Genomic DNA, 23022 nt, shown 5'->3' with positions numbered 1-23022 from the left:
TGGTTCCTACCAAGCGTTCATATAATCTAGAATTCGCGGCTTCGTCTTCTCTAGCTGCGAGATCCATTGTTCCCAGCTGTGAATACCTGCCGGCGGATAATCTACCGTTACACGCAAGCCCTCAGCACGTGCCTTAACCTCCCATACCGAGGTGGAGTACAGCGAGACACCTTCGAGTACGGAGCCGACGATCCGGTCCCCAAATTTAATCCCTGGGCCGTCATAGCCTGACCAGAATCCGGTGGCCGCAGAGATATAGATATCGGTATTGCGCAGACCGCTCATATTCCACAGCGGGTCATTTGAAAAGCGTTCTGGGCTAAAGAAGAAACCGTACATGGCGTTGATATTAAAGCCACCCAATTCAACGAGTGCCAACCGCAGGAGGGAGTGCATCCCAGGCAGGGTCATGGATGGGTAGCCCGACCAACTCAAGGTCTGTCGGAATTGATTGGGGTGGCGGGCCGCGAGATTGAGCGCAGCGGTGCCGCCCATGGAGAGACCTGCAATTGCGTTATTATTGCGCGCGACGCCAAAATTTTGCTCAAGGTAAACGGGAAGCTCTTGAGTAAGGAATGTTTCCCACTTGAAGTGGTAGCCTTGTCCGTTGTAGAAGGCTGGCCCCAACCAGTCCATATAAAAAGATCCAGCGCCACCGACGGGCATGACGAGGGTGATATTATGTGGCGCATATGTGGCAGGAGCATTAGCTGAGGTCGTCCATGCACTAGCTCGTTCACTCGCACGGGCGCCATCAAGAAGGTAGAGACCAGCATTGCCCCCACGTTGTGCAGGCTGGATCTGAACAGTAATGGTTCGGTTATTAGCGGGTGACCACACATCACAGCGCTGTACCCAGTTTCCTACTTGGTCCCATTCGCAAGTCCCGGTGGCATCAGCGCGCAGCCAGTCACGATTGGCAGCCTCCGCCACTCCCTGTCCAGCGACCATAAGGGCACCAGCGGTGACCACTGCTGTCACTGTGGCTTGAGCCTTTCGTAGAGCTTGGGCGAAAACCTTCATGCTTCTCCTTGTCCAATTCCTATACCTTGGCGCGACATCATGGTACCCGCCTCATGACGGAATACAAAGGCACCTACTATATTTAGCGCTTATTATAGGCACGACACGCTACAGCAAAGACTTTATAACAGATTGGTAAAGCACGGGTAGTTTTCCTGCCCTTCACGCAGCAAAGGCCACCCCCACCTTGGTTTATGTTGGGAATTTTAAACGAGATAAACCGCTATTACTACGCTGGTCACCCACAACACGGCGAGTACTTGCAAAGTGCGATCCGTCAGTGCCAACTCATCTGGGGCGCCACCATCGCCACGGTCAACATCGGCAGCATAACGCAAGATAGCAACGGTGAAGGGTACCATCGAAATTTGGTACCAGACCCCAGCCACTGGGCTTGAAAGCCGAGCCATCTCAAAACCCCAGAGTGCATAGCTCATCACCACGGCAGTAGCCGCTAGAGTCCACACAAAACGCAGGTACGTGGGCGTATAGCCTTCAAGAGCCTTGCGGATCTTAGCCCCTGATTCTTGTGCCAGGAGGATTTCAGCATATCGCTTTCCGGAGGCCATAAAGAGAGATCCAAAAGCTGCAACCAAGAGGAACCACTGCGATAAATCAATGCCGGCCGCCACGCCACCAGCCATAGCTCGCAACATAAAACCAGAGGAGACCAAGGCAATATCGATAACCGGCTGATGTTTCCACCCAAAGCAATAACCCAACTGTAGAGCTATATACACCGTCATAACGATGGCCAAACTCCTGCCTGAGCTGGCGAAGAAATAACTCAGTACAATAGCGCCGATGATAAAGGCCACGGCCATAAAAAAGGCGAGGCCCACGGGAAGTACTCCCGCCGCAATAGGGCGATAGCGCTTAGTGGGATGCTGGCGATCAGCCTCGACGTCCTTAGCATCATTGATGAGATAAATGGCGGATGCCGCCATGCAGAAGGCTAGGAAAGCAACTGCGATATCGGTGAGGATACGCGGCTGCAGCAGGGCTTCAGCACCAGCTGCCATCGGAGCTGCTAGAACTAAAACATTTTTAACCCACTGCTTGGGCCGCAGCCCCTTAATCATGGCATCAGGAAGGTTCTTAGGCGGATGCAGCTTCCTATTATCTTCTAAGCCTCGAGTGTGTGGCTCAGATCCGATGAGGGATTCATTCGACATTACTCATTAAGCCTTCCGGGAATGACCAAGCGCTCGACTAGTTGCCCACCCCACGAGCGCACCTGTTAATACATCAGAGGGGTAGTGTACCCCTAAAAGCATCCGTGAGAACATCATCACGGGGACCCCAATCAAAGGCACACGGCTTTTCACAATAGCCGATAGGCTGGTGAAAAAGGCCGTGGTGCTGGTGGCGTGGGAACTCGGGAAACTCAAAGAGCTGGGAGTTTTTACCCCAATAGTGATGCGGGGATCATGGGGGCGTTGACGTCTGACAATCCTCTTAATGATCACCGATAATGCGTGGCTTATGAAGGATGCTGCAATAAGTCGCAGCCACTGCGGACGACGGTGTTTATCCCACAGTGCAGCCAGCGCACCAATTCCCATCCACCCCAAGGCATGCTCCCCAATGTGGGATAGGGCACGGGCTATGCGCAGCGTTATTGGATAACCGACGGTGCGTTGGATCTGCACCAAGATGTCATTTTCAGTCATGATCGAATACCTTGCTCCATGCTTCGCGGCTAATCAGGTCGGGATAGGCGGCGCGATAGGCGGCGCGCAAGTGCTCAAAACGTTCCCGAACTAGTTTATGTCGTTCCCGTGACTGCTTATATAAATGTTTGGCCATGTCGAGATCGCGCTTGCGGTATGCCACACCGCGTCCATCCGCCGTGGCAACGGTGGCGCCATCGACACGCGAGAGACTAAACCACCGTGCCTCTATGGGCGCAAAATTGGCCTGTGGAATCTCGTGATGTTGGCGATCTGCGGGACGAAGGGAATGTTTGAGCCCTTTTAGTAGCCACACCGATTTTTTCAGCGGTGCCAAGCGCCCGCCGATATCCTTAACCGGTACCCCAGGTGCTCCCGTTGGGGTGGGGAAATCCGTGGCGGAGTCTAAAATGACCGCATCGGGGTATTCCTTGCGGATTTTTGCTATGCGCGGTAGCGATGTTTCCAAAATATCGAAAAGCTGATCGGGGCCAGCAAGGAAATCATCGATAGCTTCGATTTGGATCGCTGCGGTGGAATACTCAAGGCACAGAAGGTGTTTGACCAGTGCCTTATGCATACTACGCAGGAGCCCATCGATTGGGCCATCATGGTTGAGCGCCGCCACAATCAGTCGATTTCGTAGGTGGAAATAGGCTTGCCAGTCAATGGCGTCGTCCTTATCACTCCATGCCATATGCCAGATAGCGATACCAGGCCAGGTAGCAGTAGGGAAACCATGGCGCCCGGCGCGCAGGCCGTATTCGGCGTCATCCCACTTGATAAAGAGCGGCAGCGGCTGCCCGATCTCCTCGGCTACTAGCCTCGGAATCATGCACATCCACCAGCCGTTATAGTCCACGTCGATCCGGCGGTGCAGGTCACGTGAATGCTGAGCATCGGGCTTATCATCAACGGCTCCGCGATCACTAAGCGGGTGCTCGTCGAAATTGTGGTCGTAGTGCACGTGGGGGGCTTTAGTCCACATGAAGGTGCTACGGTCGATCACCTCACCCATAGAGTGCAAGTGGCTACGTTCCTGCAAATTGAGCATTTGCCCGCCTACGAGAATAGGGCGCTTAGCATAGCGGGCTGCTTGCAGGGCACGAAGGATTGAGTCAGGTTCGATGGCGATATCATCGTCCATATAGAGGATATAGGGGGATTTTTTTGCCCCTGCCGCGCCGTCGCCGAGGGCTTCGTACATAATGCGGGAATATCCGCCTGATCCGCCGAGGTTTCCCTGGCGGAATTCGAAGAAGCGGTCACCGAAGTGCTCCACCGCATCCTGATAGCCTGGTTCATCCGCTGGGTGCTTGGTACCTTGGTCGGGCATGATGACCGCATCGATCACACCATCAACCTCTGCATCACTAGCCAAAGCCTGTAGAGCTGCGACAGCGTCGGTGGGGCGGTTAAAAGTAGGAATACCGACAGTGACGCGGGCTTCGAAGGGGCCAACAGTGGTGCCGTCGGGGAGAATTTGGGCGCGTGGCGCATGCGGAGCGTACCAGCCTGCCTCATTAATGGTGACGTCGGTATCGGTAGTGATATCCCACCATAGCCAACCGCCAACTTCGAAGGGCGCGAGAGAGAGTTCGAATTCCGCGACATCATCGGTTACGAGCTTATTGCTGATGCTCAGCCGGGTTCCGTCGGGCTTTGAGCGGTAGATATTAATTCGGGCAGTGCCGGTGATATCCACTTTCAAAATGACGGTGTCGAGCTGTGACCATCGGCGCCAGTACGAGGCGGGGAAGGCGTTGAAATAAGTGAGGAAGCTAAGTTCGCTGGCGGCTGGAATAGTCAGTGAGCTGCGATCATGCCATCGAGGCTTCTCGAGATTATCCTCGTGTTCTAAGATATAAAGCTTGCGCACATCGCTAGGCTCCCCGATGTGGGGAAGCAGGAAGCGTTGCAGCTGGTTGTCCTTCATTGCTCAAAAACCTTTCGTTTCCGCCCCAGGGTGGTGCTCTAGGGGTATAGTTCCGCCACTTAAGGGTAGTCGCTTCGCCCCAGCCTCGCGGAGATAGCCACGCTCAGTTGCGCTAATCAGCTCACGAATGCGCGGAGAAATCGCCTGAAATGGTCAGTTCGGGCTCGCGATTTAGCACCAATAAACGCTGAAGGGTCAGCGCTTTTACTTATATCTATACTGGGACACGTTATAAGCAGCTATTGGGTACATACCTTCAAAATATTATTCCTCGAAGTGTTTTTCGGGGCGCGAAGACAGACGAGAAATTCCCAGTAGGCGTGCGATCAAGGCGCTAATGATGAGCCCTAGGATAATACCGCCAATAATATCGCTCATCCAGTGCACCCCGGTATAGAGCCTTGATATATACACGGCAATCGCCACGATATAAATCCACCACGTCTTTTTCCAGCCCCATATTATTGTGGCCATACTCGCGCAGGCAGTGATTGCCGTAGCATGTCCGGAAGGGAAGGCAAAGCTAGTGACTTCCACAAGGTGGCCGGCGATATCGGGGCGGGGTCGGGCAATAATCATCTTGATACCTTCTGCACTCAGACTGGCGAGCGCGACCGAAATAGGCAACGCAAATATGACCCGAAGCGGACTTTTTAGCCTCGGCAAGCAGGACCAGAGTACCGCCATAATAAATAGAGAGATCGTGAGATATACCGGCCGCAGTGCGGTAGTAAAAGCGATAACGGCGGGGGTTAGTGGAGAATCGTTCAGCGCTAAAAAGCAGTTGTTGATGACGATATCCACACTATTTTCCTTATACAGCTATAGAGAGCTAACAGGGTGCGGATTTTCGCGCACCCTGTCGGGGATTATTTATGTACTTCTTCAGTACCTCTGTGGACTTTTATGCGCGCAGTGCCGGGCTGATCACATTATCAAATAGAGTTAGCGCCGAGGCAATAGCCATATGCATATCCAGATACTGGTAGGTTCCCAAGCGTCCCCCGAAATAGACCTTATTCTCGGCGGTCTCTCGGGCGACGTGTTCGCGGTACTTTAACAGCATCTCGCGGTCTGCAGGGGTATTGATTGGATAATAAGGCTCGTCCCCGGCTTCCGCAAAGCGTGAATACTCGCGCATAATGACGGTTTTATCCTGAGGATACTGGTTGTCGCGCTCGGGATGGAAGTGGCGGAATTCGTGGATTCGGGTAAAGGGGAACTCAGCATCGTTGTAGTTCATGACGGGAGTTCCCTGGAAATCACCAGTTTCGAGAACTTCGGTCTCGAAATCAAGCGTGCGCCACCCTAGGGCTCCTTCGCGATAATCGAAATAACGATCAACGGGACCGGTATAGACCACGAGCGCCTTCGGGGAGGCGGCGCGCACCTCATCGCGAACCTCAAACCAATCAGTATTTAGACGCACGTCGATATTGGGGTGATCGGCCATTCGTTCTAGCCATGCGGCGTATCCGTCTGTAGGGAGGCCCTCGTAGGTATCGTTGAAATAACGGTTGTTGAAGTTATAGCGCACCGGCAGCCGGGTGATATTACCGGCTGGGAGATCCTTGGGATCCGTTTGCCACTGCTTCGCGGTGTAATCGCGAATAAAAGCTTCGTAGAGGGGACGGCCGATCAGAGAGATAGCCTTTTCTTCTAGGTTTTTAGCATCTTCGCTCTTGATCTCGGCAGCCTGCTCAGCGATGAGGGCGCGAGCTTCGTCTGGAGAGAAGTACTTTCCGAAGAACTGGCTAATAAGCCCGAGCCCCATGGGAAATTGGTAGGCCTGGCCTTTGTGCATGGCGAAGACGCGGTGCTGATAATTAGTGAAACTGGTGAATTGATTGACGTATTCCCAGACTCGCTTATTGGAGGTGTGGAAGAGATGGGCTCCGTATTTGTGGATTTCAATGCCAGTCTCTGGTTCGGCCACGGAATAGGCGTTGCCGCCAATATGATCGCGGCGCTCAATAATGAGTACCTTCTTATTCAATTGGCTGGCTGCGCGCTCCGCTACGGTCAAACCGAAGAGTCCGGATCCAACAACGATTACATCAAAGTCAGTCATAGCTAAAACCCTAGCCATATAAGGTGCGTTTCGCTCTGCAGGACACACCGAGATATTCACTGATCCGACACGCCGGGAAAATAATTCTTATGCCCTTTACATGCACTTTCTTATTCACATGAGCAACATGCATCCCTTTTACCCCATAAATACACTACAGTTAAGCCCGATAGGTGGCACGACTGTGCCCATTTATCAATCACAATAAAGTTGGGAGATTAACGTGAAACAACGCCGCCGCCTTGGCATTACCTCGGCGCCCCCGATCACCGCAGCAGTGTTAGCAATGACCCTCATTGCTGGAACCGCTATTGGCGTGGGCACCACCTCAATACTGAAAACCGAATCTGATGGCATCGAACCCATCACTGCAACCACCAGCACCGAGAACTTCAACCTCGGCCAAAACGTGCTGGTCAACGATGCAGCCCTCGCCACTCAAAGTGACGAGGAGGGGCCCGTCGAACGCACGGTAAAACAATTTAACCGCGAGGAAGAATTCTCCATCTTCGCTATGACCTGGGCGGGAGAGAAAGATATCGCCGCCTTCGTCCGCAGCCAGCGCGCCGACGGTACCTGGACCGAATGGTTTGAATCCGAGGCCGTTGACGCTCGCGAAGTAGCTGACTACGAACGCCAAGGCACCGAACCCATCTATGTGGAACCGACTAAGTCTGTGCAGGTCTCCATCCTCGGTGTCGATCTCTTTAATCCTGAGGAAGCTGCAAAGCTCGACGCTGTCTTTATTGATGGTGGCGAATCCCCTATCGTCGATACCCAGATCACCTTGGCTAATGACGCGGTTGGCTTGCCGCGCGTGATTTCCCGTAAGGGCTGGGGCGCCGACGAATCGATTCGTTGCAAATCGCCAGAATACGCTGATGGGGTATCAGCGGTTGTCGTGCACCACACAGCTGGTTCCAATAACTACACCGAAGCCCAAGCTCCAGGCATCGTGCGTGGCATTTACCAGTATCATGCCCAGCAACTCGGCTGGTGCGATATCGGATACCACGCGCTCGCCGATAAATACGGAAACCTCTACGAAGGTCGCTACGGCGGACTAAACAAAGCCGTCATTGGTACCCACGCAGGCGGCTTTAACCAAAATACCTGGGCCATTTCAATGCTCGGCAACTACCAAACTGCTCAGCCCACTGCCGCAATGCTGAAATCAGTCGGCGAATTGGCTGGCTGGCGCGCTAAAGTTGCGGGTTTTAATCCGTCTGGCAATAATACCCACTATTCCGAGGGCACCAGCTATACCCAATACCCCTATGGTACCGCTGTGCAATTGCCCAATATCTTCGCCCACCGCGACGTTGGCCTCACCGAATGCCCCGGCGACTATGTATACAACAAGATGGGCACCATCCGTCAGATCGCTCAAGCTAAATATGATCTGCTTACTTCCAACGCTGTTCGACCTAACCCACAGCCAAAGAACACCATTCCACCGGTTGTTCCGCAAACGCCGAACCGACCAATCCAACCGAGCCAACCAAGTGCAACCGGTAGCTCGTCCGAAGGAGCGGACCTTTTCACCAAGCTCTTAAGTTCCAATAATGGTGATGCAACTACGATTATTGTCTCGGCAGCCTCGCTCATCGTGCTCGGCATCGGTGTCGCTGGCGCTCTTGGTGTACTGCCTGAAGGCGGTATTGAGAGGATTGGCAATATCGAGGTAGTCAAAGGCTTGAAGCTGGAGAAGATCCCGGCGCTCATTAGTGCTTCAACTCAGCTGTCCTCCGACTCGGAGTTGAGTCGACTGTGGAACCAGCTCTCCCCAATCTTGGGCAAACTGCGCTCTGGTACGATTACCTACAGTGGCGCCGATGGTCGCGATGTGACCTATCAGCTCTTCGACAACGGGATCATCGTCGATTCCGAGACCACTGGACCCCAGGCGCTGTGGGGTGTCATTGGTGACACCTGGGCTGCTCAGGGCTTCGACTTTGGGCCGCTAGGACTTCCCATTAATATGGAGCACCCCGATAACGGTAAGATCCGCGTCGATTTCGAACACGGCTATATCACTTTCGATCCTGCCACTGGAGCTGTTGATGCCCAGGCTTATGAGCCTGCTCCCGTAGCTCCTTAATAATCTTGGCGCGGGGATATTCTCCCAGATCCCCGCGCCATTTGCCGCCCCAAGCCACCACAGAAAGTGGTGGCTTTTCGCATTCGGGGCACGTCGAGAAAGAAAAACTGGTGCTGTATCTTTTCTCCCCGTAAAGGTAAGCGCTCACCTATATTACCGCTAGCCACAAGGACCGTAACGACAACGAGAGAGTATTAATCACCCTCGAGAGAAAGCACACTCCCTTCGACCTCTCTGAAAACCACGTCTGAAGGGCCGCCCGCAGTTTCGCCTTCTCTCTGGCGGTGGGGTATCGAGCCTTAATTCTACTGGCCAAAAACCCTCTCGAGAATCCGCGCGACACCGTCATCATCATTGCTCGCGGTAACTTCATCAGCGCAAGCCCGCAGCTCTTGTTGGGCATTAGCCATGGCCACTCCGTGGCCCGCCCACTCGATCATTTCGCGATCATTACGCATATCGCCAAAGGCGAGGACATCTTTAGCGGCGATTCCCATATCATCACAGAGCTCTTTCAAGGTCTGGGCTTTGGTGATATTCGGTGCGGATACTTCAAGTAAACCTTCATTAATCGAATAAGTGATGTGAACCAGATCGGTCGGGATCGCCGGGCGAATCAGGTCAAAAAGCTCCGGCGCTGTTAAGGCTTCATAACGCAGGAGTAGTTTCACTGCTGGTTCAGCAAGTGCGGAATCCAGATCCACGACGCTGTGTTCCGTAGAATCCCACGCGTGGGCATAATCCTCGGTCACCACATAACAGCCCTGGTTAATATCTAATACGGAGGTGCCACAGCGCTCTACAGCTACCCCAACGGGAAGGACTTCTCGCGCTTTACTCACCACAGCACGCAATACCTCCGCCTGAATACTGTGGTTTTTTATAATACGATCGCGAGCCGAATCATAGACAACAGCTCCGTTAGCGCAGATGCACACAGGTTTGAAGGGTAGTTGATTTACCAGTGGAATTACCCAGCGGGCAGGCCTACCAGTAGCTATGACAAAGTGATACCTGCCACTTGTGCACTCAAGTGCACGGTAGAGCCGAGGGCTAATCCGCTCGGCGCTGTTAATGAGCGTCCCATCCACATCGCTGGCGACCAACTTATATGTCATATCGTCTATCCTAGCGATCCCTTTCCGAGATGCGGACCGGCGATTTAGGAATCTTTCCACTTAAAGTAGATGACCTTGAGCTTCTCGAAGAAGGAAAGTTCCTTGGCTACAAGGAATTTTAATTCGCGTCTCTTTTCGCGGCGGTGCCGACGAGCCGCGCGACGCTCCCGCTTCGCAGCTTTCTTAGCCTCCTTTTCGGCGCGCTTGAGGCGTCGTTTTTCGCGGATCGCTCGAGTTTTAGCGGCAGCCTCTTCGCTGGTAGGAGCACCCCCACCGAGTGAGGCGGGTCGCCAATTCTCACCGCCTGGGAACGGTCCGTTGAACTCCTCGTATGCTGCGCGCACCTCGTCAAGAAGATTGCTAATCGCTTGCTCGAGGCGGCGGGTATCTTCATGGATATCGCCAGTTCTCACGACCGGTTCGCCCACCTTTAGCCACACAGGAAAATGGTTCCTACCTAAACGTTTAGGGAGGTCCTTGGCCCAGATCCGTTGAGAGCCCCACAGTGCCATGGGAATGAGCGGACAATCGGCTCGATTAGCAATCCTGGCCGCGCCCGTTTTAAACTCCTGTAATTCGAAGCTCGGAGACGTGGTTCCCTCGGGAAAAATTCCCACAAGGTTACCGTCCCTGAGACTCGCCACAGCTCGATCGAGAGCACTTCGGCCAGCGAAGCGATCTACCTCGATATGTTTCATTCGTGCTAAGAGCCGCCGCGCTCCTGGAATATCAAACAGCTCTTTCTTAGCCATAAAGCGCACCAATCGGCGGCCTCTGGAATAAGCGGAGCTACCCACGAATATGAAATCGTAATAGCCCATATGGTTACACGCCATGAGCGCCGGGCCCTGGGTTGGGATATTCTCAGCCCCAAAAATAGTGACCGTAATTCCTTGGGCCTTCAATAGGGCCTTCACCCCCACGATGATGCGATTATAAAAACTCTCGCGGCTATCGGGATGGAGGGGAACGTCCTCGACTGAATCCTCTACGAGGAAAATATCTTCAACGCGGTGAAAACCTGGGCGGCTCATGGCTTATAACCTCAGTTCTTAGTTTTTCGGTTCCAAGATATCCTTGCCCACAAAGGGCCTTAAGGCCTCAGGAACAACCACGGAACCATCAGCTTGCTGATTATTTTCCAAGATGGCAACCAACCACCGGGTTGTCGCTAGCGTGCCATTGAGCGTCGCGGCGATCTGTGGCTTGCCATTCTCGTCTCGATAGCGGGTGTGCAAGCGGCGGGCTTGGAAGGTCGTGCAGTTCGAGGTTGAGGTGAGTTCTCGGTACGTATGTTGGGTGGGCACCCACGCCTCGGTGTCGTATTTACGCGCCGCGGAGGACCCGAGGTCACCCCCAGCGACATCGATAATTCTATAAGGGACTTCGACGGCGGAGAGCATATCGCGCTCCATATCTAACAAAGCCTGGTGCTGGGCTGCGGCCTCCTCTGGTTTGCAATATACGAACATTTCCAATTTATCGAATTGGTGAACGCGCAAAATACCGCGTGTATCTTTGCCATAGGAGCCAGCCTCCCGGCGAAAGCACGACGACCAGCCGGCATATTTCTTCGGCCCCTGCGTGAGGTCAATAATTTCGTCTTGGTGATAACCAGCTAGCGCTACTTCGGAGGTGCCCACTAAATAGAGGTCGTCCCGTTCGAGGTAGTAAATCTCGTCGGAGTGTTCCCCAAGAAAACCGGTACCGCGCATGACATCGGGGCGCACTAAAACTGGCGGGATCATTAATTCAAAGCCAGCGGCACGAGCCTTCTGGGCAGCTAATGTGAGCATACCTAGTTGCAAGAAGGCCCCATCACCAGTGAGGTAATAGAAACGGGCACCACCAACTTTAGTACCACGTTTAACATCAAGAAGCCCTAAGGATTCGCCCAAGTCGAGGTGATCTTTAGGTTCGAAATCAAACGTTGTGGGTTCGCCTACATGCTCCAGCACGATAAAGTCGTCTTCGCCACCGGCCGGGGCACCCTCAACGATATTGCCCAATTGCATCTGCAAGGAGTTCACTGTCTCCTCTGCTGCCTTCTGGGCCTCCTCCGCTTCTTTAACCTTAGCTTTGAGCTGGTTGGAGCCAGCTAAAAGCTGAGGGCGCTCGCTAGGATCGGCTTGTCCGATCTTCCGCCCAAAGGTTTTTTGCTCGCTGCGCAGCTCGTCAGCTCTTTGGATTGCTTGTCGCCGGGCTTCGTCGGCTTCGATGAGAGCATCGACAAGCTCAGGTGACGCGCCGCGGGTGCGCTGGGATGCGCGGACGATATCAGGATTTTCGCGGAGGAATTTTAGATCAATCACGATCTTTAGCCTACCGCTAATCCTTGTAATACTTAAAGAATACGGGCCGAGAAAACGTAGTACGCTGGGATCAACATAGCGATACGAGTACCTGAGGTTGAGATGGAGATAGAGTTTAGATCCGCCACGGCAACGCGGATTATATTAGTAGCCGCCCTCTCGGCATCATGTGCCATGGGTGCCTATCAATATCAGCGAGCCCAATTAAGTTCTCCACTCGTCACCCCCGTCGACATGACCACCAAGGTACCGGCCGCATCTACCGCTTCTTTTACCACCGCCGATGTCGGCTCGTGCGTGACGTGGACTGTTATCGACGGCACCGTTAGTAATTTTGAACAGGCAGATTGTGCCAGTCTGCACCGTTTTGAAGTCTCCTCCCGCGAAGATCTTGGCACCTACCCCAGCAGTGAATTTGGCCCTAGTGCGGCTATGCCTAACCAGACGCGGCAAGCGCAATTGCGAGAAGAACTATGCTTAGCGCCTACAATGCGCTACCTTGATGCGAAATTCGACCCCTTGGGCAAGTATTCCATCGCCTCAATCCTGCCACCCCAAGAGTCGTGGGATTTGGGCGATCGTACACTTTTGTGTGGGATTCAGGCCACGAATGAACTCGGCGAGGTCATTGAAACCAAAGGCAGAGTCCAAGATCAAGATCAGGCCCGCATCTCACCCGTAGGAACGTGCCTAGCTCTCGACGCCTCTAATTCCACGAAGCAGGTTGCCTGTGGAAAGCCGCATCAGATGGAGATCACCGCCGTTATTGATCTGCTCCCGGTTTTTCCGCAGTCGATCCCGTCGACCGAGGAGCAAGATAATCATCTCAGTCGTGTATGCACCCAAGCGGCCCGTGATTATCTCGGAGGCGATGATCCTCTGTATTTCTCCACCCTTAAGCCTTTTTGGACGACGATTGCCCCCAGCTCTTGGGATACTGGCTCCCACAGTGTGAATTGCTCGCTCGTCTTCCCCGTTGATAATCGCTTTGCGGTGCTCGAGGGCAGCGCCAAGGGCGACTTCACTATCAACGGGAACCCCCCTGAGCAGCGCCCCGAACGCGCCCCCATTATTAATCCCGAGGCTCTTGATGGTGTGGCTCCACCGCCACCACGCTAATCACTAGACTTGATATATGGTTGAGATTTCTGAAGCAGACTTTGCGGATCTAGTTGATGCAGCACTGGCTACAATTCCCCCCGAATTTCGGGATCATATGAGAAATATAGCCATATTGATTGAAGATCTGCACCCTTCAGGACCTGGAGTGCTCGGGCTGTATACGGGTATCCCACTTCCGGAGCGTCAATTTGGTAACGCCGGATACTTACCCGATACCATCACGATTTACCGTGAGGCATTAAAGCGTTTTTGTACCTCTAGGGAACAATTAGCAGAACAGGTGCGCATTACGGTGATTCACGAAGTGGGTCATTATTTTGGCTTCGACGATGAGGAGCTACACGCTCGCGGTTATTAGGGTCGCTCCTAGGGTACTGGTTGATCGGCAAAATACTTGCACGTCCAGGTACCGAAAGCGCCGCGGGGTTCGATGATACTCAAGGAGCCATTGGCGATATAGCTCTCGCGAACATAATCACCGTCAAGTGTTGTCGCATGCAGCCCAAGGATGCGGATAGCCGCCCCATGGATAACCATTAAGCTATCTTGGTTGGTGTCGTGGCAGCGTTGAGCAACCGCTTCTAGGATGGGGGTCGCTCGATTGAGATAATCCTGGGCGGTCTCTCCACCCGGCATTCCCGCATGTAGATCGCCCTCATTCCACTGCTTCAACGTCGCAATATAAGCATCGTGGGCTCGATCATCACTGCGCCCCTCGAGATCACCCGCTCCCAGTTCGTGGATGCCTGGCAGCACCGTCATAGTCATTTTTGGCTGGGCGATCTGAGGCACCTCACCCTCGTCCCCACAATATGCGGCCACCGCGAGGAGCATGGACTGCTGGGCCCGTAAAGCCTGGGAGCTCGCAGCGTAGCCTACGTTATCGCTAAGCGTGCGCAGCCTGCGTCCGGATTCGCGTACTTGGTGTCTGCCTATAACCGATAATTCCGCACCAGGTAGCTGAGTATCAAAAATTCCGCGAGCATTAGAATGCGTCCGGCCATGGCGCATCACAATAATTCGACCACTCATAGATTCCCCTCTTGTCTTACTCAGTTCATGGGTGCTGATCCACGAGCATAGTCTAGCCCACTGGTGTGCCTTTCAATAAGGACTGAATCCACGACTGAGCACTCCGATAACGCGGCTCTTGGTCAACGCGGTCTATGGGGGCATCAATACGCGGCCATGAACCTAGAAAGATAAGATCAGTGGCGCGGCGGTACAGTGCCGCGAGGGCCTCTTGGATATCCGGGTCAGATATATGCCCATGAAGATCCACGTAGAAGCGGTAGCTACCCAATCCCTGGTGCAGGGGGCGGGATTCAATACGGGTTAAGTCCACACCCCGTACCGCACATTCATTTAAAGCCCCTACCAGAGATCCCGGGGTATTCGGCAGCGTGAACGCTAAACCTGTACGATCATGACCGGTCCGTGGGGTGGGGACTCCAGGGAGACCGACGAGAACAAATCGGGTCATGGCATGGGCCTGATCTGCCACGTGAGTGGCCTTGATCTCTAATTCGTAGATCTCGGCCGAGAGGGCTGGTGCGACTGCAATATCTGCCTCACCTCTAGCTACTGCTTGTGCGGCAGCAGCATTCGAGGATGCGGGGAGAAATTCGTGCTCACCAATATGATCTTTTATCCACACCTTCGTTTGCTGGTATGCCACCGGATGCGTGCTTAATATTGGGCGCTTGCCATAGCTGTGGTGAGGGCGAGTCATGAGGGCGAAAGAGATTTCTAGGTCGTACTCATAATAAATTTGCACCCCCCTCGTTAGCGCGTCAAAGGTGGCTGTAATGGGCCCATCAACCGAGTTTTCCAAGGCTACACATGCATAATCGGCCTGGCGATCAAGCACAGCGGAGATAGCCTCGCTGGGAGAGTCAGTAGGGAGGGAATTGCTTTGAACCCCAGAAAAATGCGCACGTCGAAATTCGGCGAGAGCCATCTCAGTGAAGGTCCCCGCTGGTCCAAGATAGGACATTGTCACTGGCTGGTTCACCGCGTACTCCCATATATGCTCATGATGCTCGATGCTACCGCAGCCTAGGCGGACTCGGTACGCTAATCCTATGGTTGTTTCTGCAGTCTCTCAGCTGGCAAGCCAGCTACAGGCACTCACCCCTAAGGATCATGGGTTTTCCTATTTTGACCCCCACGCCCGCGCGCATGCTCACGGGCGGCTAAGTGGTTGGATTATTCCTGCCAAAGACTTAAGCGATATAGCGGGCATGCCCACTACTTTGGGCAATATCAACCGCACCTATATGGCCACAGAAACGGATGCCTTCCTCGCCTCTATCCTCAGCCAAGGGGCTATCATCCCTGGCAAATCTCTCACGCCGGAAATGGGACTATCTGCCTATACCGAGCCGGTGGGGCAGGCGCGCCCCGATAACCCACTCTTGCCCGGTCACACGCCTGGCGGTTCCTCGGGCGGAGCGGCTGTTATGGTGGCTCGCGGGCTGGTACGAGCGGCCCATGCCTCTGACGGGGGCGGTTCGATTCGCGTTCCTGCAGCGGCGACGGGGTTGATAGGGTTTAAGCCAGCACATTCCACCGCGGGAGCAAATCCCGTGGTGCAAGGTTTCCTCACACGCACGCTTGCTGACGCCGCCTATGTGCATGCAATCAGGCCTGTGACCCCACCTCCCCTGCACATTGGGGTGCTCACCCAACCGCTCCACGCCGAGACCCCCGTGGCCGATATGATGCTTGAAGCAGTCGATAGCGCTGCGACGCAGCTAAGTCAGAAGGGTCATAAGATCTCGGTGCTTGCTCGGCCTTATGGCGATTCCCCTTTTGAGGCCTTTAGCACTATTTTGGCCTTGCGTGCTCAGCGTATTCCAGGCGCAGCCTCTTCATTGGTGGAGTGGCTGCGTGAGCGTGGAGCACAACTATCACAGGCCTCCAGACGGCAAGCGGTTGCGGAGTTTATGTCGGTGAAGGATCAAATCCTCCGCGCTTGGGAGGTTGATGTGGTGCTCAGTCCCACCTTGGCATTTTTGCCCCCAGTCCACGGCTATTTTTCCTCTTATTCCCCCGAGGAGGATTTTTATCGGCAGACCCAGTGGACTCCTTGGGCGACAACCTACAATATGGCGGGTCTCGCGGCTTTATCCTTGCCCCACCTGTCGCCCTTGAGTTCTATCCATCTCGGAGCATTACGAATCAGTGCGGCAGAACTTTTTGGCCTCGCCATGCAATTATCAACACCTGGAGGTTCCACATGAGCATATCTGCAACTCAGTCTGAGCAGCGTCCGTGGGAGCCTGGTCTAGGGGCAGAGATTGTGGTGGTGCTCCTTGCTACCTTTGGTACTTCGGGGCTGAGAGCACTGTTGAATTTGGCCCGCTCGTTACTCGACACCAAACCGCTGAATGCGCAGCAGGTCGCAATTGTTCCCTCGAGGGCACCATTGCCACTGATCGATATCGGTTTTCAGCTCACCTCCATCGCTCTGGTTTTTTCCTGGGGCTTCTTGTGCCTCTACCTCCTTAAGATTCGGCTATGGCCAGTAGCACACCTCGTCTATTCCGCACGTTTAGGGGTGGGCCTGGCCGCGCTTATTGGGATTCCGGGACTGCTTTTCTATCTAGGTGCCCTGCATCTAGGCCTGAGTAAGCAGGTTATACCGGTTCCAGCTGATAGCCCGTGGTGGCATATCGGATTAAGTGTGGGATTCGCTGCCGCAAACGCTTTTAGCGAGGAAGTAGTAGTGGTGCTGTGGTTGATGACGCGCCTGAAAAGCGCTGGGGTCTCGCAGGTAAAAGCGATAGCTTCTTCGGCTCTACTCCGCGGCTCTTATCACCTCTACCAAGGCATATCCGCTGGGGTGGGCAATATTATTATGGGGATAGTATTTGGGTATGTCTACCACAAAACGAATAGAGTGTGGCCGCTCATCTTCGCGCATTTCTTTATTGATCTCGTGGCATTTGTTGGATCTGTATATCTGAACCTTAAATAGTTTCAAGGCCTCAGCTGTTACTACTACTGTTAAAGCTATGACTAACCAGGGCAACCATATCGAGTATCTGCGTGATGCTCAGGGCAGGATCGTCACTGATCGTTTCGGTCGCCCCGTTCGAGCGCGTCCTAGGATGCAGCCCCCACCACAGCGCCCGATCCAGCGACCTTCACGTACCGACCCTATAAGACCACGCCAAGAATTACCCGTTCAGCGTCCAGCTATAATTCCACAGCCGCCTCGTCGCTTAGCCCCGCGGCGCTCTCCGGCACGACGATTCTTCAAATCGTTGAGTCTGATTCTGGCCACCATTGTGGTGTTTTCCTTGGTGTCAGTGCTGTGGCTGGATATGAAGATCAATCGCACTCCTTTCGCCTCCGCGGCGCCCATCGCGTCTACGTCGGGAACGAATTGGCTATTGGTGGGTTCAGACTCTCGAGCTGGGCTTAGTGAAGAAGAAGCGAACCGTTTAGGTACGGGTGGTGATATTGGTTCCCGGCGCACAGATACCATTATGGTCATGCATATTCCGCTGCGTGGACAAGCCACCTTGGTCTCTATTCCGCGTGATTCCTATGTCAATATTCCAGGTTACGGGATGGATAAAATCAACGCCGCATTTACCTATGGATCCGCGCCGCTCCTTACCCAAACAGTGGAGGAATCAACAGGCTTAAGTATCGATCATTATGCGGAGATCGGAATGGGTGGCTTAGCCCATGTGGTGGATGCACTGGGGGGCATTGAGGTATGCCCCGATCAGCCCATTGAAGATCCGCTCGCGCAACTCAATATAGGGGCAGGTTGCCAACTTGTCGACGGTCCTACGGCCCTTGGTTATGTGCGCACCCGCCAAACAGCGATGGGTGATCTCGACCGCGTGCAGCGGCAGCGGGAATTTTTCTCGGCATTAGTTAATAAAACCACCGACTTAAGTATCATTTTCAACCCCTACCGTCTGATACGCACAATTCTTACAACCGTTGATAGTTTCACGGCGGGTTCGGGTGATCATCTATGGCATCTGCTCCGCGTGGCTTTTGCTATGCGCTCTGGGGTGCGAACTGAGACGGTACCAGTTGGTGGCTTCGCTGAATATGATGTGGGTAGCGTGGTGCTGTGGGATGAAGCGGGAGCAACGGCATTATTTGATTCTATGCGTTAACAAAAAAGTGGGCCTATATAGGCCCACTTTTTTCCTATTTAGACGCGAGTTGTGCGCTTTCGGGTGCGCTCTTCCCAGAAGTCTGCGTTTTTAATGCCAATAGCTGCGGGGTCAAATTGGGGATCCACTCCAGCTTTCTTCTGTCGTTGATAATCACGCAGTGCCTTGTGGGCTGGTATCTGCAGGATCAGAATAGCGATGATATTTAACCACGCTGTCATTCCCACTCCGATATCTCCAAGAGCCCATGCGGTACCTGGGGTAGTCATGCCACCAACAAGGACCGATATAATAATTAACGCACGCAGTGCCCACACCATGGTGCGACGGATGACGGAAGAGCCAATCCAGCGATTGAAGTAGGCGATATTGGTTTCAGCCATATAGTAGTAGGCCAGTACCGTGGTGAAGGCGAAGAGCATAATAGCCACGGCAACGAAACTTGGCCCAACGCCACCGGCGAAGCTATTAAGACCAGCTTGAACAAATCCTGGGCCTACCGGAATACCCTCGGCTAAGGATCCACTGTAGATAACTGCTCCCTCATCGGAGCCGCCTTCAAAGACTTTGTACATATCGGTCGAGATGATAATGAAGGCAGTTGCCGAACAGACAAAGAGCGTATCAATATAGACGGCGAAAGCCTGAACGAAACCTTGCTTAGCGGGGTGGGATACTTCGGCCGCCGCTGCAGACTGGGGGCCGGTACCCTGTCCTGCTTCGTTGGAGTAGATTCCGCGCTTAACACCCCACATAATCGCTACGCCGAGCATACCCGCGAAGGTGGCGTCGAGACCGAAAGCAGATCGAATAATGACCATGAAGACATCATCGATTTGATCGTAATTGGCAAAGAGGATTGCAAGCGCAACGATGATGTAGATAACAGCCATAAACGGGACGACGAAGGAGGCGAAATTAGCTATGCGCTTGACGCCCCCGAAGACAATGATAGCCAAGGCCACAGCGAGGATGATCGAGGTGATCGTCACATCGGTACCCCATGCATTCTCGACTGCGGCGGCTACTCCGTTGGCTTGGATACCTGGGAGGAAATAGGAGGTAGCGAGCACCATGGACACAGCGAAAATAATGGCATAGATCTTCATAAAGGGCGCAGCTTTGGTTCCGCGATAGGCCTTTTCAATATAGTAGGCTGGCCCACCACGGTATTCGCCGGTATCGCGGTCTTGTTCTTTGTAAATCTGCGCGAGGGTACATTCTATAAAGGACGTGGCGGAGCCGAGCAGTGCGACGGTCCACATCCAAAAGACAGCACCCGGGCCACCAAAGGCGATGGCAGTGGCTACACCTGCAATATTACCTACGCCCACGCGACCTGCGAGTGAGATCATCAATGATTGGAATGAGGAAATACCGTTTTCGGATTTTTCTCCATCGCGTAATTGCTTAAGCATATCGGGAATACACCGGATTTGGAGAAAACCGGTGGCGATGGTGAAATAAACACCGGCGCCGAGGCATAAGAAGATAAGTGCCGGTGACCAAATAACCGACGTTAGAAAATTAATGAACGCTTCCATTTAGGGGTCCCTTCATATTGTTGACTCCACACTAGAAGGAAAGCTGTGATAACAATCACTTAAAATGAGGTTTGTTCCCAATTCTGCACGAGCCAGACCGCAATTGCCACTATGAAATTATGGGCACGGTTTTAAGTCGCGAATAAGAAAGTCTCAGAAACTAGGAGAAATCTGCAGCTAAGCGGCAGATTTACTAAACCAATACCTCTCGGTTACTACCCGCTTTTCCTACCCCCACCTACTGCCCCCTCTTTCGATCAACCTATAGAAAATAGATCCAAGCTCCCACTCGAAAGAGCGGGAGCAAGTGAATCTAGCGCAGCGTGACTTGACGAGATTTAATATTCTCCAACTGACGGCGCTCATCAGCGCTCAGCGGAGCATCATTATCAATCTCGGCGCTAATCTTGGCATCCAAAGCCTCCAGATCTGCCGCATAGCTAGCAGACTCCCGATGCGGATCGAGATCCCACACCGGCACCACAATGCCATGAGTACGGAATGCGCCAGCGAATTTGGTCTCTGCACCCAATTTCAGCTCGCCACGCGCAGCAATACGAGCAAGAGCGTACAACACCTGATCCTCAGCCTCAGGGCGCACCCACCGAATGTGGGCCTTCGTCCCTGGATTAATCCACCACGCGGTGCCCGAAATCTTGGCCTCTACCTTAGCGCTCGGCAGAACACTCTCGTTAGCAGCCTCAATAGCCTGCAGATGCTGAGGGTCGGACTGGGCCGCCTCGGGGAGCCACCAATTGAAATTGTCATGCTCGTCAAAGACGATGTCTTGGGTGGGATCGAGGATCTCAGTCAAAGCCGGCTCAGTACCATCCGCATGGCCATTCTCCAAGGTTGCACCAGGGTGCGCGGACACAACCCACGCCAGCGCATAAGCAAGATCACGATTCGGGTTACGCGAAGGGGTGCGATGTTGGAGGGCTACCAGCGCCTCCCCATCCTCGCGCACAATTGCAGCCGCGCCACCAGGTAAAACTGTGCACAATAGCACCTTGCGGTCGGTTCCGGTAACAGAGATGGGAGCGAAAGCGGAAGGGACAAATTCCTGAACGGCGATAAGATCAGTTTCGTCCTTCACATCTCCGAAGGGACGAGGATCGCGCTCGAACTTAGCACGTTCTGCGGCGCGGGCCTGTAATTTCGCCTGCCGACGGCTCAATCCATCGGTTCGTTGGTTGTCATTCTTTTTCTTCTTAGCCATGCAGATCAATCTACCGCAGTCATCGCACGCGGGGGAAAATCAGTGGCTATGATCGTCACTTTATGGTCTCGACACCATATGAGATCTTCCACCTCATTGACCGTGAAGACATAGCTGGGCGGAACAATATAATCGGGTCGCAATTTAGCCCCGAGGATCGAAAGCCCCAAACCTTTAGGTTGAGACAATCCGAGTCTCGAGCTATCAAACCAACGTTCCCATTCGTGGCGTAAATAATAAGTGTCAAGATCAGGCACCCGAGCCCGTATACGGCGCAGAGCGGCGTGCGAAAAAGAAATGATATGGATACGATCGCACTGATCAAGGCCACGCTGCTGAAGGAGATCAACGAGATAGATATCGACTTTACGACGCGCGCATAACGGCTGTTTCGTCTCGATAAACAAGTGCTTATCAGTAGCGAGAACCAGATCGATGAGCTCCTCAAGCAGCATAATGCGCTGCGGCGGATATGGCGCGGTTGAGATATTGAGCTTGCTTAGCTCCTGGTAGGTCGAGCTTTCCACACGCAGCGGGCTGCCCGCCGTTCTGAGCATCGTAGGATCGTGGGTTAATACCAGACGGTTATCGAGAGTGAGCCGGACATCGCATTCCACACCAAAAAGACCAGGAAGCTCGAGTGCCTTTTGAAAAGCCAGGCGCGACATCTCCGGATACTGGCCGCTAAAACCGCGGTGGGCGACAATTTTTGGCGTGATATGTGCGCTCATTATTCCTAGCCTACAACGGAGAAAGCCCCACCCCAAGATAAGGGGCGGGGCTTTTTTAGCAGCATTAGTCTTGGAAGAACTTCTCCTGGATAGCGCGCAGCGTATCAGCAGAATGCTTGAAACGCTCGGCTTCATGGTCGTTCAGCTCCAGCTCAACAACGCGGCGAATACCCTTGCGATGGATGATCGCTGGGGTGCCGATATAGATATTTTCTTCGCCATACTCACCGTTGAGTAGCGCCGAAACAGGCAAGGCCACATCTTGGTTACGCAAAACAGCCTTTGCTATGCGGGCAAGACCCATGCCGATACCATAGGAGGTGGATCCCTTAGCATCAATAATCGTATAAGCGGCATCGCGGGTTTCTTCGAAGATCTTCTCTAGCTCCTCCTCCAGCCCCGGAGTCTTCTCCAGCTGCTTACGCATAGAGACACCTGCAACGGTAGCGGAGGAAAGAACAGGCAGCTCAGTGTCACCGTGCTCACCAATAATATAGGAGTGAATAGAGGTCGGAGCCACTTCATAGCGCTCACCGAGCATATAGCGGAAGCGAGCGGAGTCTAGCACAGTGCCGGAACCGATAACGCGGTGCCAGTCAAGACCGGAGTAGCGCCATGCAGCATAGGTGAGAATATCCACTGGGTTGGAGGCGATCAAGAATATGCCATCGAAGCCTGCACCCATCACGGAATCGACGATGGACTTCATGATCTTCATATTTTTATCCACAAGCTGCAGTCGAGTCTCGCCTGGCTTCTGGGGTGCGCCTGCGCAGATGACAACCATGGCTGCATCTTCGCAGTCAGCGTAGGTACCACGGGTGACCTTGGTGCGTGAAGGAGCCCACACCACGCCGTGGTTGAGGTCCATGACGTTGCCCTCAAGCTTCTTCTCATCAATATCAATGATGGCGAGGTGATCACAGGTACCCTGATTGACGAGGGCATATGCAAAGGCGACTCCGACGTCGCCGGCACCAATGAGAACTACTTTATTTCCAACCGTTTGCTTCATAACGCAATGC

General features: G+C 53.6%; 21 protein-coding genes. 6 read left to right on the top strand and 15 right to left on the bottom strand.

The annotated features are described in order from the left end of the window. Positions 1 to 6 precede the first annotated feature (6 nt). The 6 genes from NXT01_RS05925 to glf form a co-directional block, all read right to left on the bottom strand. Entirely contained in the window at positions 7 to 1023 is a 1017-nt protein-coding gene (locus NXT01_RS05925; protein WP_259078575.1) for an alpha/beta hydrolase family protein, read from the bottom strand. A gap of 206 nt (positions 1024 to 1229) precedes the next feature. Further along, on the bottom strand, positions 1230 to 2198 hold the full coding sequence (locus NXT01_RS05920) for a decaprenyl-phosphate phosphoribosyltransferase (protein ID WP_259078573.1): 969 nt from the start codon (positions 2196 to 2198) through the stop codon (positions 1230 to 1232). 6 nt (positions 2199 to 2204) lie between these two features. Further along, a complete protein-coding gene (locus tag NXT01_RS05915; protein WP_259078571.1) occupies positions 2205 to 2696 on the bottom strand; it encodes a phosphatase PAP2 family protein in 492 nt (163 codons plus the stop codon). Further along, complete coding sequence (locus tag NXT01_RS05910) at positions 2689 to 4632, bottom strand: glycosyltransferase (protein WP_259078569.1); 1944 nt, start codon at positions 4630 to 4632, stop codon at positions 2689 to 2691. Before NXT01_RS05910 ends, NXT01_RS05915 begins: the two co-directional genes overlap by 8 nt. A gap of 264 nt (positions 4633 to 4896) precedes the next feature. After that, complete coding sequence (locus NXT01_RS05905) at positions 4897 to 5436, bottom strand: phosphatase PAP2 family protein (RefSeq protein ID WP_259078567.1); 540 nt, start codon at positions 5434 to 5436, stop codon at positions 4897 to 4899. A 100-nt stretch (positions 5437 to 5536) separates the two neighbouring features. Beyond that, positions 5537 to 6703, bottom strand: coding sequence for a UDP-galactopyranose mutase (glf, locus tag NXT01_RS05900; RefSeq protein ID WP_259078565.1), 1167 nt, complete (start codon positions 6701 to 6703; stop codon positions 5537 to 5539). Positions 6704 to 6926: 223 nt separating this feature from the next. On the opposite strand from glf, the gene NXT01_RS05895 reads away from it, so the two are divergent. Continuing rightward, complete coding sequence (locus tag NXT01_RS05895; protein ID WP_259078564.1) at positions 6927 to 8804, top strand: N-acetylmuramoyl-L-alanine amidase; 1878 nt, start codon at positions 6927 to 6929, stop codon at positions 8802 to 8804. Positions 8805 to 9109: 305 nt separating this feature from the next. Here NXT01_RS05895 and NXT01_RS05890 read toward each other — a convergent pair whose 3' ends face one another. The 3 genes from NXT01_RS05890 to serS are packed head-to-tail and all read right to left on the bottom strand — an operon-like array spanning position 9110 to position 12234. Further along, on the bottom strand, positions 9110 to 9922 hold the full coding sequence (locus NXT01_RS05890) for an HAD family hydrolase (protein WP_259078562.1): 813 nt from the start codon (positions 9920 to 9922) through the stop codon (positions 9110 to 9112). 44 nt (positions 9923 to 9966) lie between these two features. Beyond that, the gene (locus NXT01_RS05885; protein ID WP_259078561.1) at positions 9967 to 10956 is read right to left on the bottom strand and encodes a 1-acyl-sn-glycerol-3-phosphate acyltransferase; all 990 of its coding nucleotides are present in this window, start codon (positions 10954 to 10956) and stop codon (positions 9967 to 9969) included. Positions 10957 to 10974: 18 nt separating this feature from the next. Then, positions 10975 to 12234: a serine--tRNA ligase gene (serS, locus tag NXT01_RS05880; RefSeq protein WP_259078560.1), complete on the bottom strand. Its 1260-nt coding sequence runs from the start codon at positions 12232 to 12234 to the stop codon at positions 10975 to 10977. Between the two features lie 102 nt (positions 12235 to 12336). Between serS and NXT01_RS05875 the strand changes: the two genes are divergently transcribed. Then, a complete protein-coding gene (locus NXT01_RS05875; RefSeq protein WP_259078558.1) occupies positions 12337 to 13353 on the top strand; it encodes a septum formation family protein in 1017 nt (338 codons plus the stop codon). 16 nt (positions 13354 to 13369) lie between these two features. Then, entirely contained in the window at positions 13370 to 13714 is a 345-nt protein-coding gene (locus NXT01_RS05870; protein WP_259078557.1) for a metallopeptidase family protein, read from the top strand. Positions 13715 to 13722: 8 nt separating this feature from the next. Here the strand turns inward: NXT01_RS05870 and NXT01_RS05865 are convergent, their stop codons facing one another. Further along, entirely contained in the window at positions 13723 to 14388 is a 666-nt protein-coding gene (locus NXT01_RS05865; protein ID WP_259078555.1) for a histidine phosphatase family protein, read from the bottom strand. A gap of 52 nt (positions 14389 to 14440) precedes the next feature. Next, complete coding sequence (pheA, locus tag NXT01_RS05860; RefSeq protein ID WP_396124763.1) at positions 14441 to 15358, bottom strand: prephenate dehydratase; 918 nt, start codon at positions 15356 to 15358, stop codon at positions 14441 to 14443. An 82-nt stretch (positions 15359 to 15440) separates the two neighbouring features. Between pheA and NXT01_RS05855 the strand changes: the two genes are divergently transcribed. Genes NXT01_RS05855 through NXT01_RS05845 form a run of 3 tightly spaced genes read left to right on the top strand, consistent with a single transcriptional unit; the run spans position 15441 to position 18503 of the window. Continuing rightward, a complete protein-coding gene (locus NXT01_RS05855) occupies positions 15441 to 16601 on the top strand; it encodes an amidase (RefSeq protein ID WP_259078551.1) in 1161 nt (386 codons plus the stop codon). Further along, positions 16598 to 17338: a CPBP family intramembrane glutamic endopeptidase gene (locus NXT01_RS05850; protein ID WP_259078549.1), complete on the top strand. Its 741-nt coding sequence runs from the start codon at positions 16598 to 16600 to the stop codon at positions 17336 to 17338. The genes NXT01_RS05855 and NXT01_RS05850 overlap by 4 nt, the downstream gene beginning before the upstream one ends. 37 nt (positions 17339 to 17375) lie before the next feature. Next, on the top strand, positions 17376 to 18503 hold the full coding sequence (locus NXT01_RS05845) for an LCP family protein (RefSeq protein WP_259078546.1): 1128 nt from the start codon (positions 17376 to 17378) through the stop codon (positions 18501 to 18503). A gap of 38 nt (positions 18504 to 18541) precedes the next feature. Here NXT01_RS05845 and NXT01_RS05840 read toward each other — a convergent pair whose 3' ends face one another. The 4 genes from NXT01_RS05840 to NXT01_RS05825 form a co-directional block, all read right to left on the bottom strand. Beyond that, positions 18542 to 20047: a sodium:alanine symporter family protein gene (locus NXT01_RS05840; RefSeq protein WP_259078544.1), complete on the bottom strand. Its 1506-nt coding sequence runs from the start codon at positions 20045 to 20047 to the stop codon at positions 18542 to 18544. A 313-nt stretch (positions 20048 to 20360) separates the two neighbouring features. Continuing rightward, positions 20361 to 21266: a DUF5926 family protein gene (locus NXT01_RS05835; RefSeq protein ID WP_259078542.1), complete on the bottom strand. Its 906-nt coding sequence runs from the start codon at positions 21264 to 21266 to the stop codon at positions 20361 to 20363. 5 nt (positions 21267 to 21271) lie between these two features. Further along, the gene (locus NXT01_RS05830; protein WP_259078541.1) at positions 21272 to 21997 is read right to left on the bottom strand and encodes a glycerophosphodiester phosphodiesterase family protein; all 726 of its coding nucleotides are present in this window, start codon (positions 21995 to 21997) and stop codon (positions 21272 to 21274) included. A 64-nt stretch (positions 21998 to 22061) separates the two neighbouring features. Further along, a complete protein-coding gene (locus NXT01_RS05825) occupies positions 22062 to 23012 on the bottom strand; it encodes an L-lactate dehydrogenase (protein WP_259078539.1) in 951 nt (316 codons plus the stop codon). Positions 23013 to 23022: the final 10 nt, after the last annotated feature.

The sequence above is a fragment of the Corynebacterium sp. ES2775-CONJ genome (genome assembly GCF_024814515.1).
In the GTDB taxonomy this organism is placed as follows: Bacteria; Actinomycetota; Actinomycetes; order Mycobacteriales; family Mycobacteriaceae; genus Corynebacterium.
This window is presented reverse-complemented; position numbering and strand designations above follow the sequence as displayed.

Bases quoted from the DNA above. Each gene is read 5' to 3' on its own strand.
- NXT01_RS05865 (WP_259078555.1), bottom strand. From the start codon at position 14,388: ATGAGTGGTCGAATTATTGTGATGCGCCATGGCCGGACGCATTCTAAT.
- NXT01_RS05925 (WP_259078575.1), bottom strand. From the start codon at position 1,023: ATGAAGGTTTTCGCCCAAGCTCTACGAAAGGCTCAAGCCACAGTGACA.
- NXT01_RS05910 (WP_259078569.1), bottom strand. From the start codon at position 4,632: ATGAAGGACAACCAGCTGCAACGCTTCCTGCTTCCCCACATCGGGGAG.
- NXT01_RS05835 (WP_259078542.1), bottom strand. From the start codon at position 21,266: ATGGCTAAGAAGAAAAAGAATGACAACCAACGAACCGATGGATTGAGC.
- NXT01_RS05845 (WP_259078546.1), top strand. From the start codon at position 17,376: ATGACTAACCAGGGCAACCATATCGAGTATCTGCGTGATGCTCAGGGC.
- NXT01_RS05830 (WP_259078541.1), bottom strand. From the start codon at position 21,997: ATGAGCGCACATATCACGCCAAAAATTGTCGCCCACCGCGGTTTTAGC.
- NXT01_RS05855 (WP_259078551.1), top strand. From the start codon at position 15,441: ATGGTTGTTTCTGCAGTCTCTCAGCTGGCAAGCCAGCTACAGGCACTC.
- NXT01_RS05915 (WP_259078571.1), bottom strand. From the start codon at position 2,696: ATGACTGAAAATGACATCTTGGTGCAGATCCAACGCACCGTCGGTTAT.
- NXT01_RS05870 (WP_259078557.1), top strand. From the start codon at position 13,370: ATGGTTGAGATTTCTGAAGCAGACTTTGCGGATCTAGTTGATGCAGCA.
- NXT01_RS05850 (WP_259078549.1), top strand. From the start codon at position 16,598: ATGAGCATATCTGCAACTCAGTCTGAGCAGCGTCCGTGGGAGCCTGGT.
- NXT01_RS05920 (WP_259078573.1), bottom strand. From the start codon at position 2,198: ATGTCGAATGAATCCCTCATCGGATCTGAGCCACACACTCGAGGCTTA.
- NXT01_RS05890 (WP_259078562.1), bottom strand. From the start codon at position 9,922: ATGACATATAAGTTGGTCGCCAGCGATGTGGATGGGACGCTCATTAAC.
- NXT01_RS05825 (WP_259078539.1), bottom strand. From the start codon at position 23,012: ATGAAGCAAACGGTTGGAAATAAAGTAGTTCTCATTGGTGCCGGCGAC.
- glf (WP_259078565.1), bottom strand. From the start codon at position 6,703: ATGACTGACTTTGATGTAATCGTTGTTGGATCCGGACTCTTCGGTTTG.
- NXT01_RS05840 (WP_259078544.1), bottom strand. From the start codon at position 20,047: ATGGAAGCGTTCATTAATTTTCTAACGTCGGTTATTTGGTCACCGGCA.
- NXT01_RS05885 (WP_259078561.1), bottom strand. From the start codon at position 10,956: ATGAGCCGCCCAGGTTTTCACCGCGTTGAAGATATTTTCCTCGTAGAG.
- NXT01_RS05875 (WP_259078558.1), top strand. From the start codon at position 12,337: ATGGAGATAGAGTTTAGATCCGCCACGGCAACGCGGATTATATTAGTA.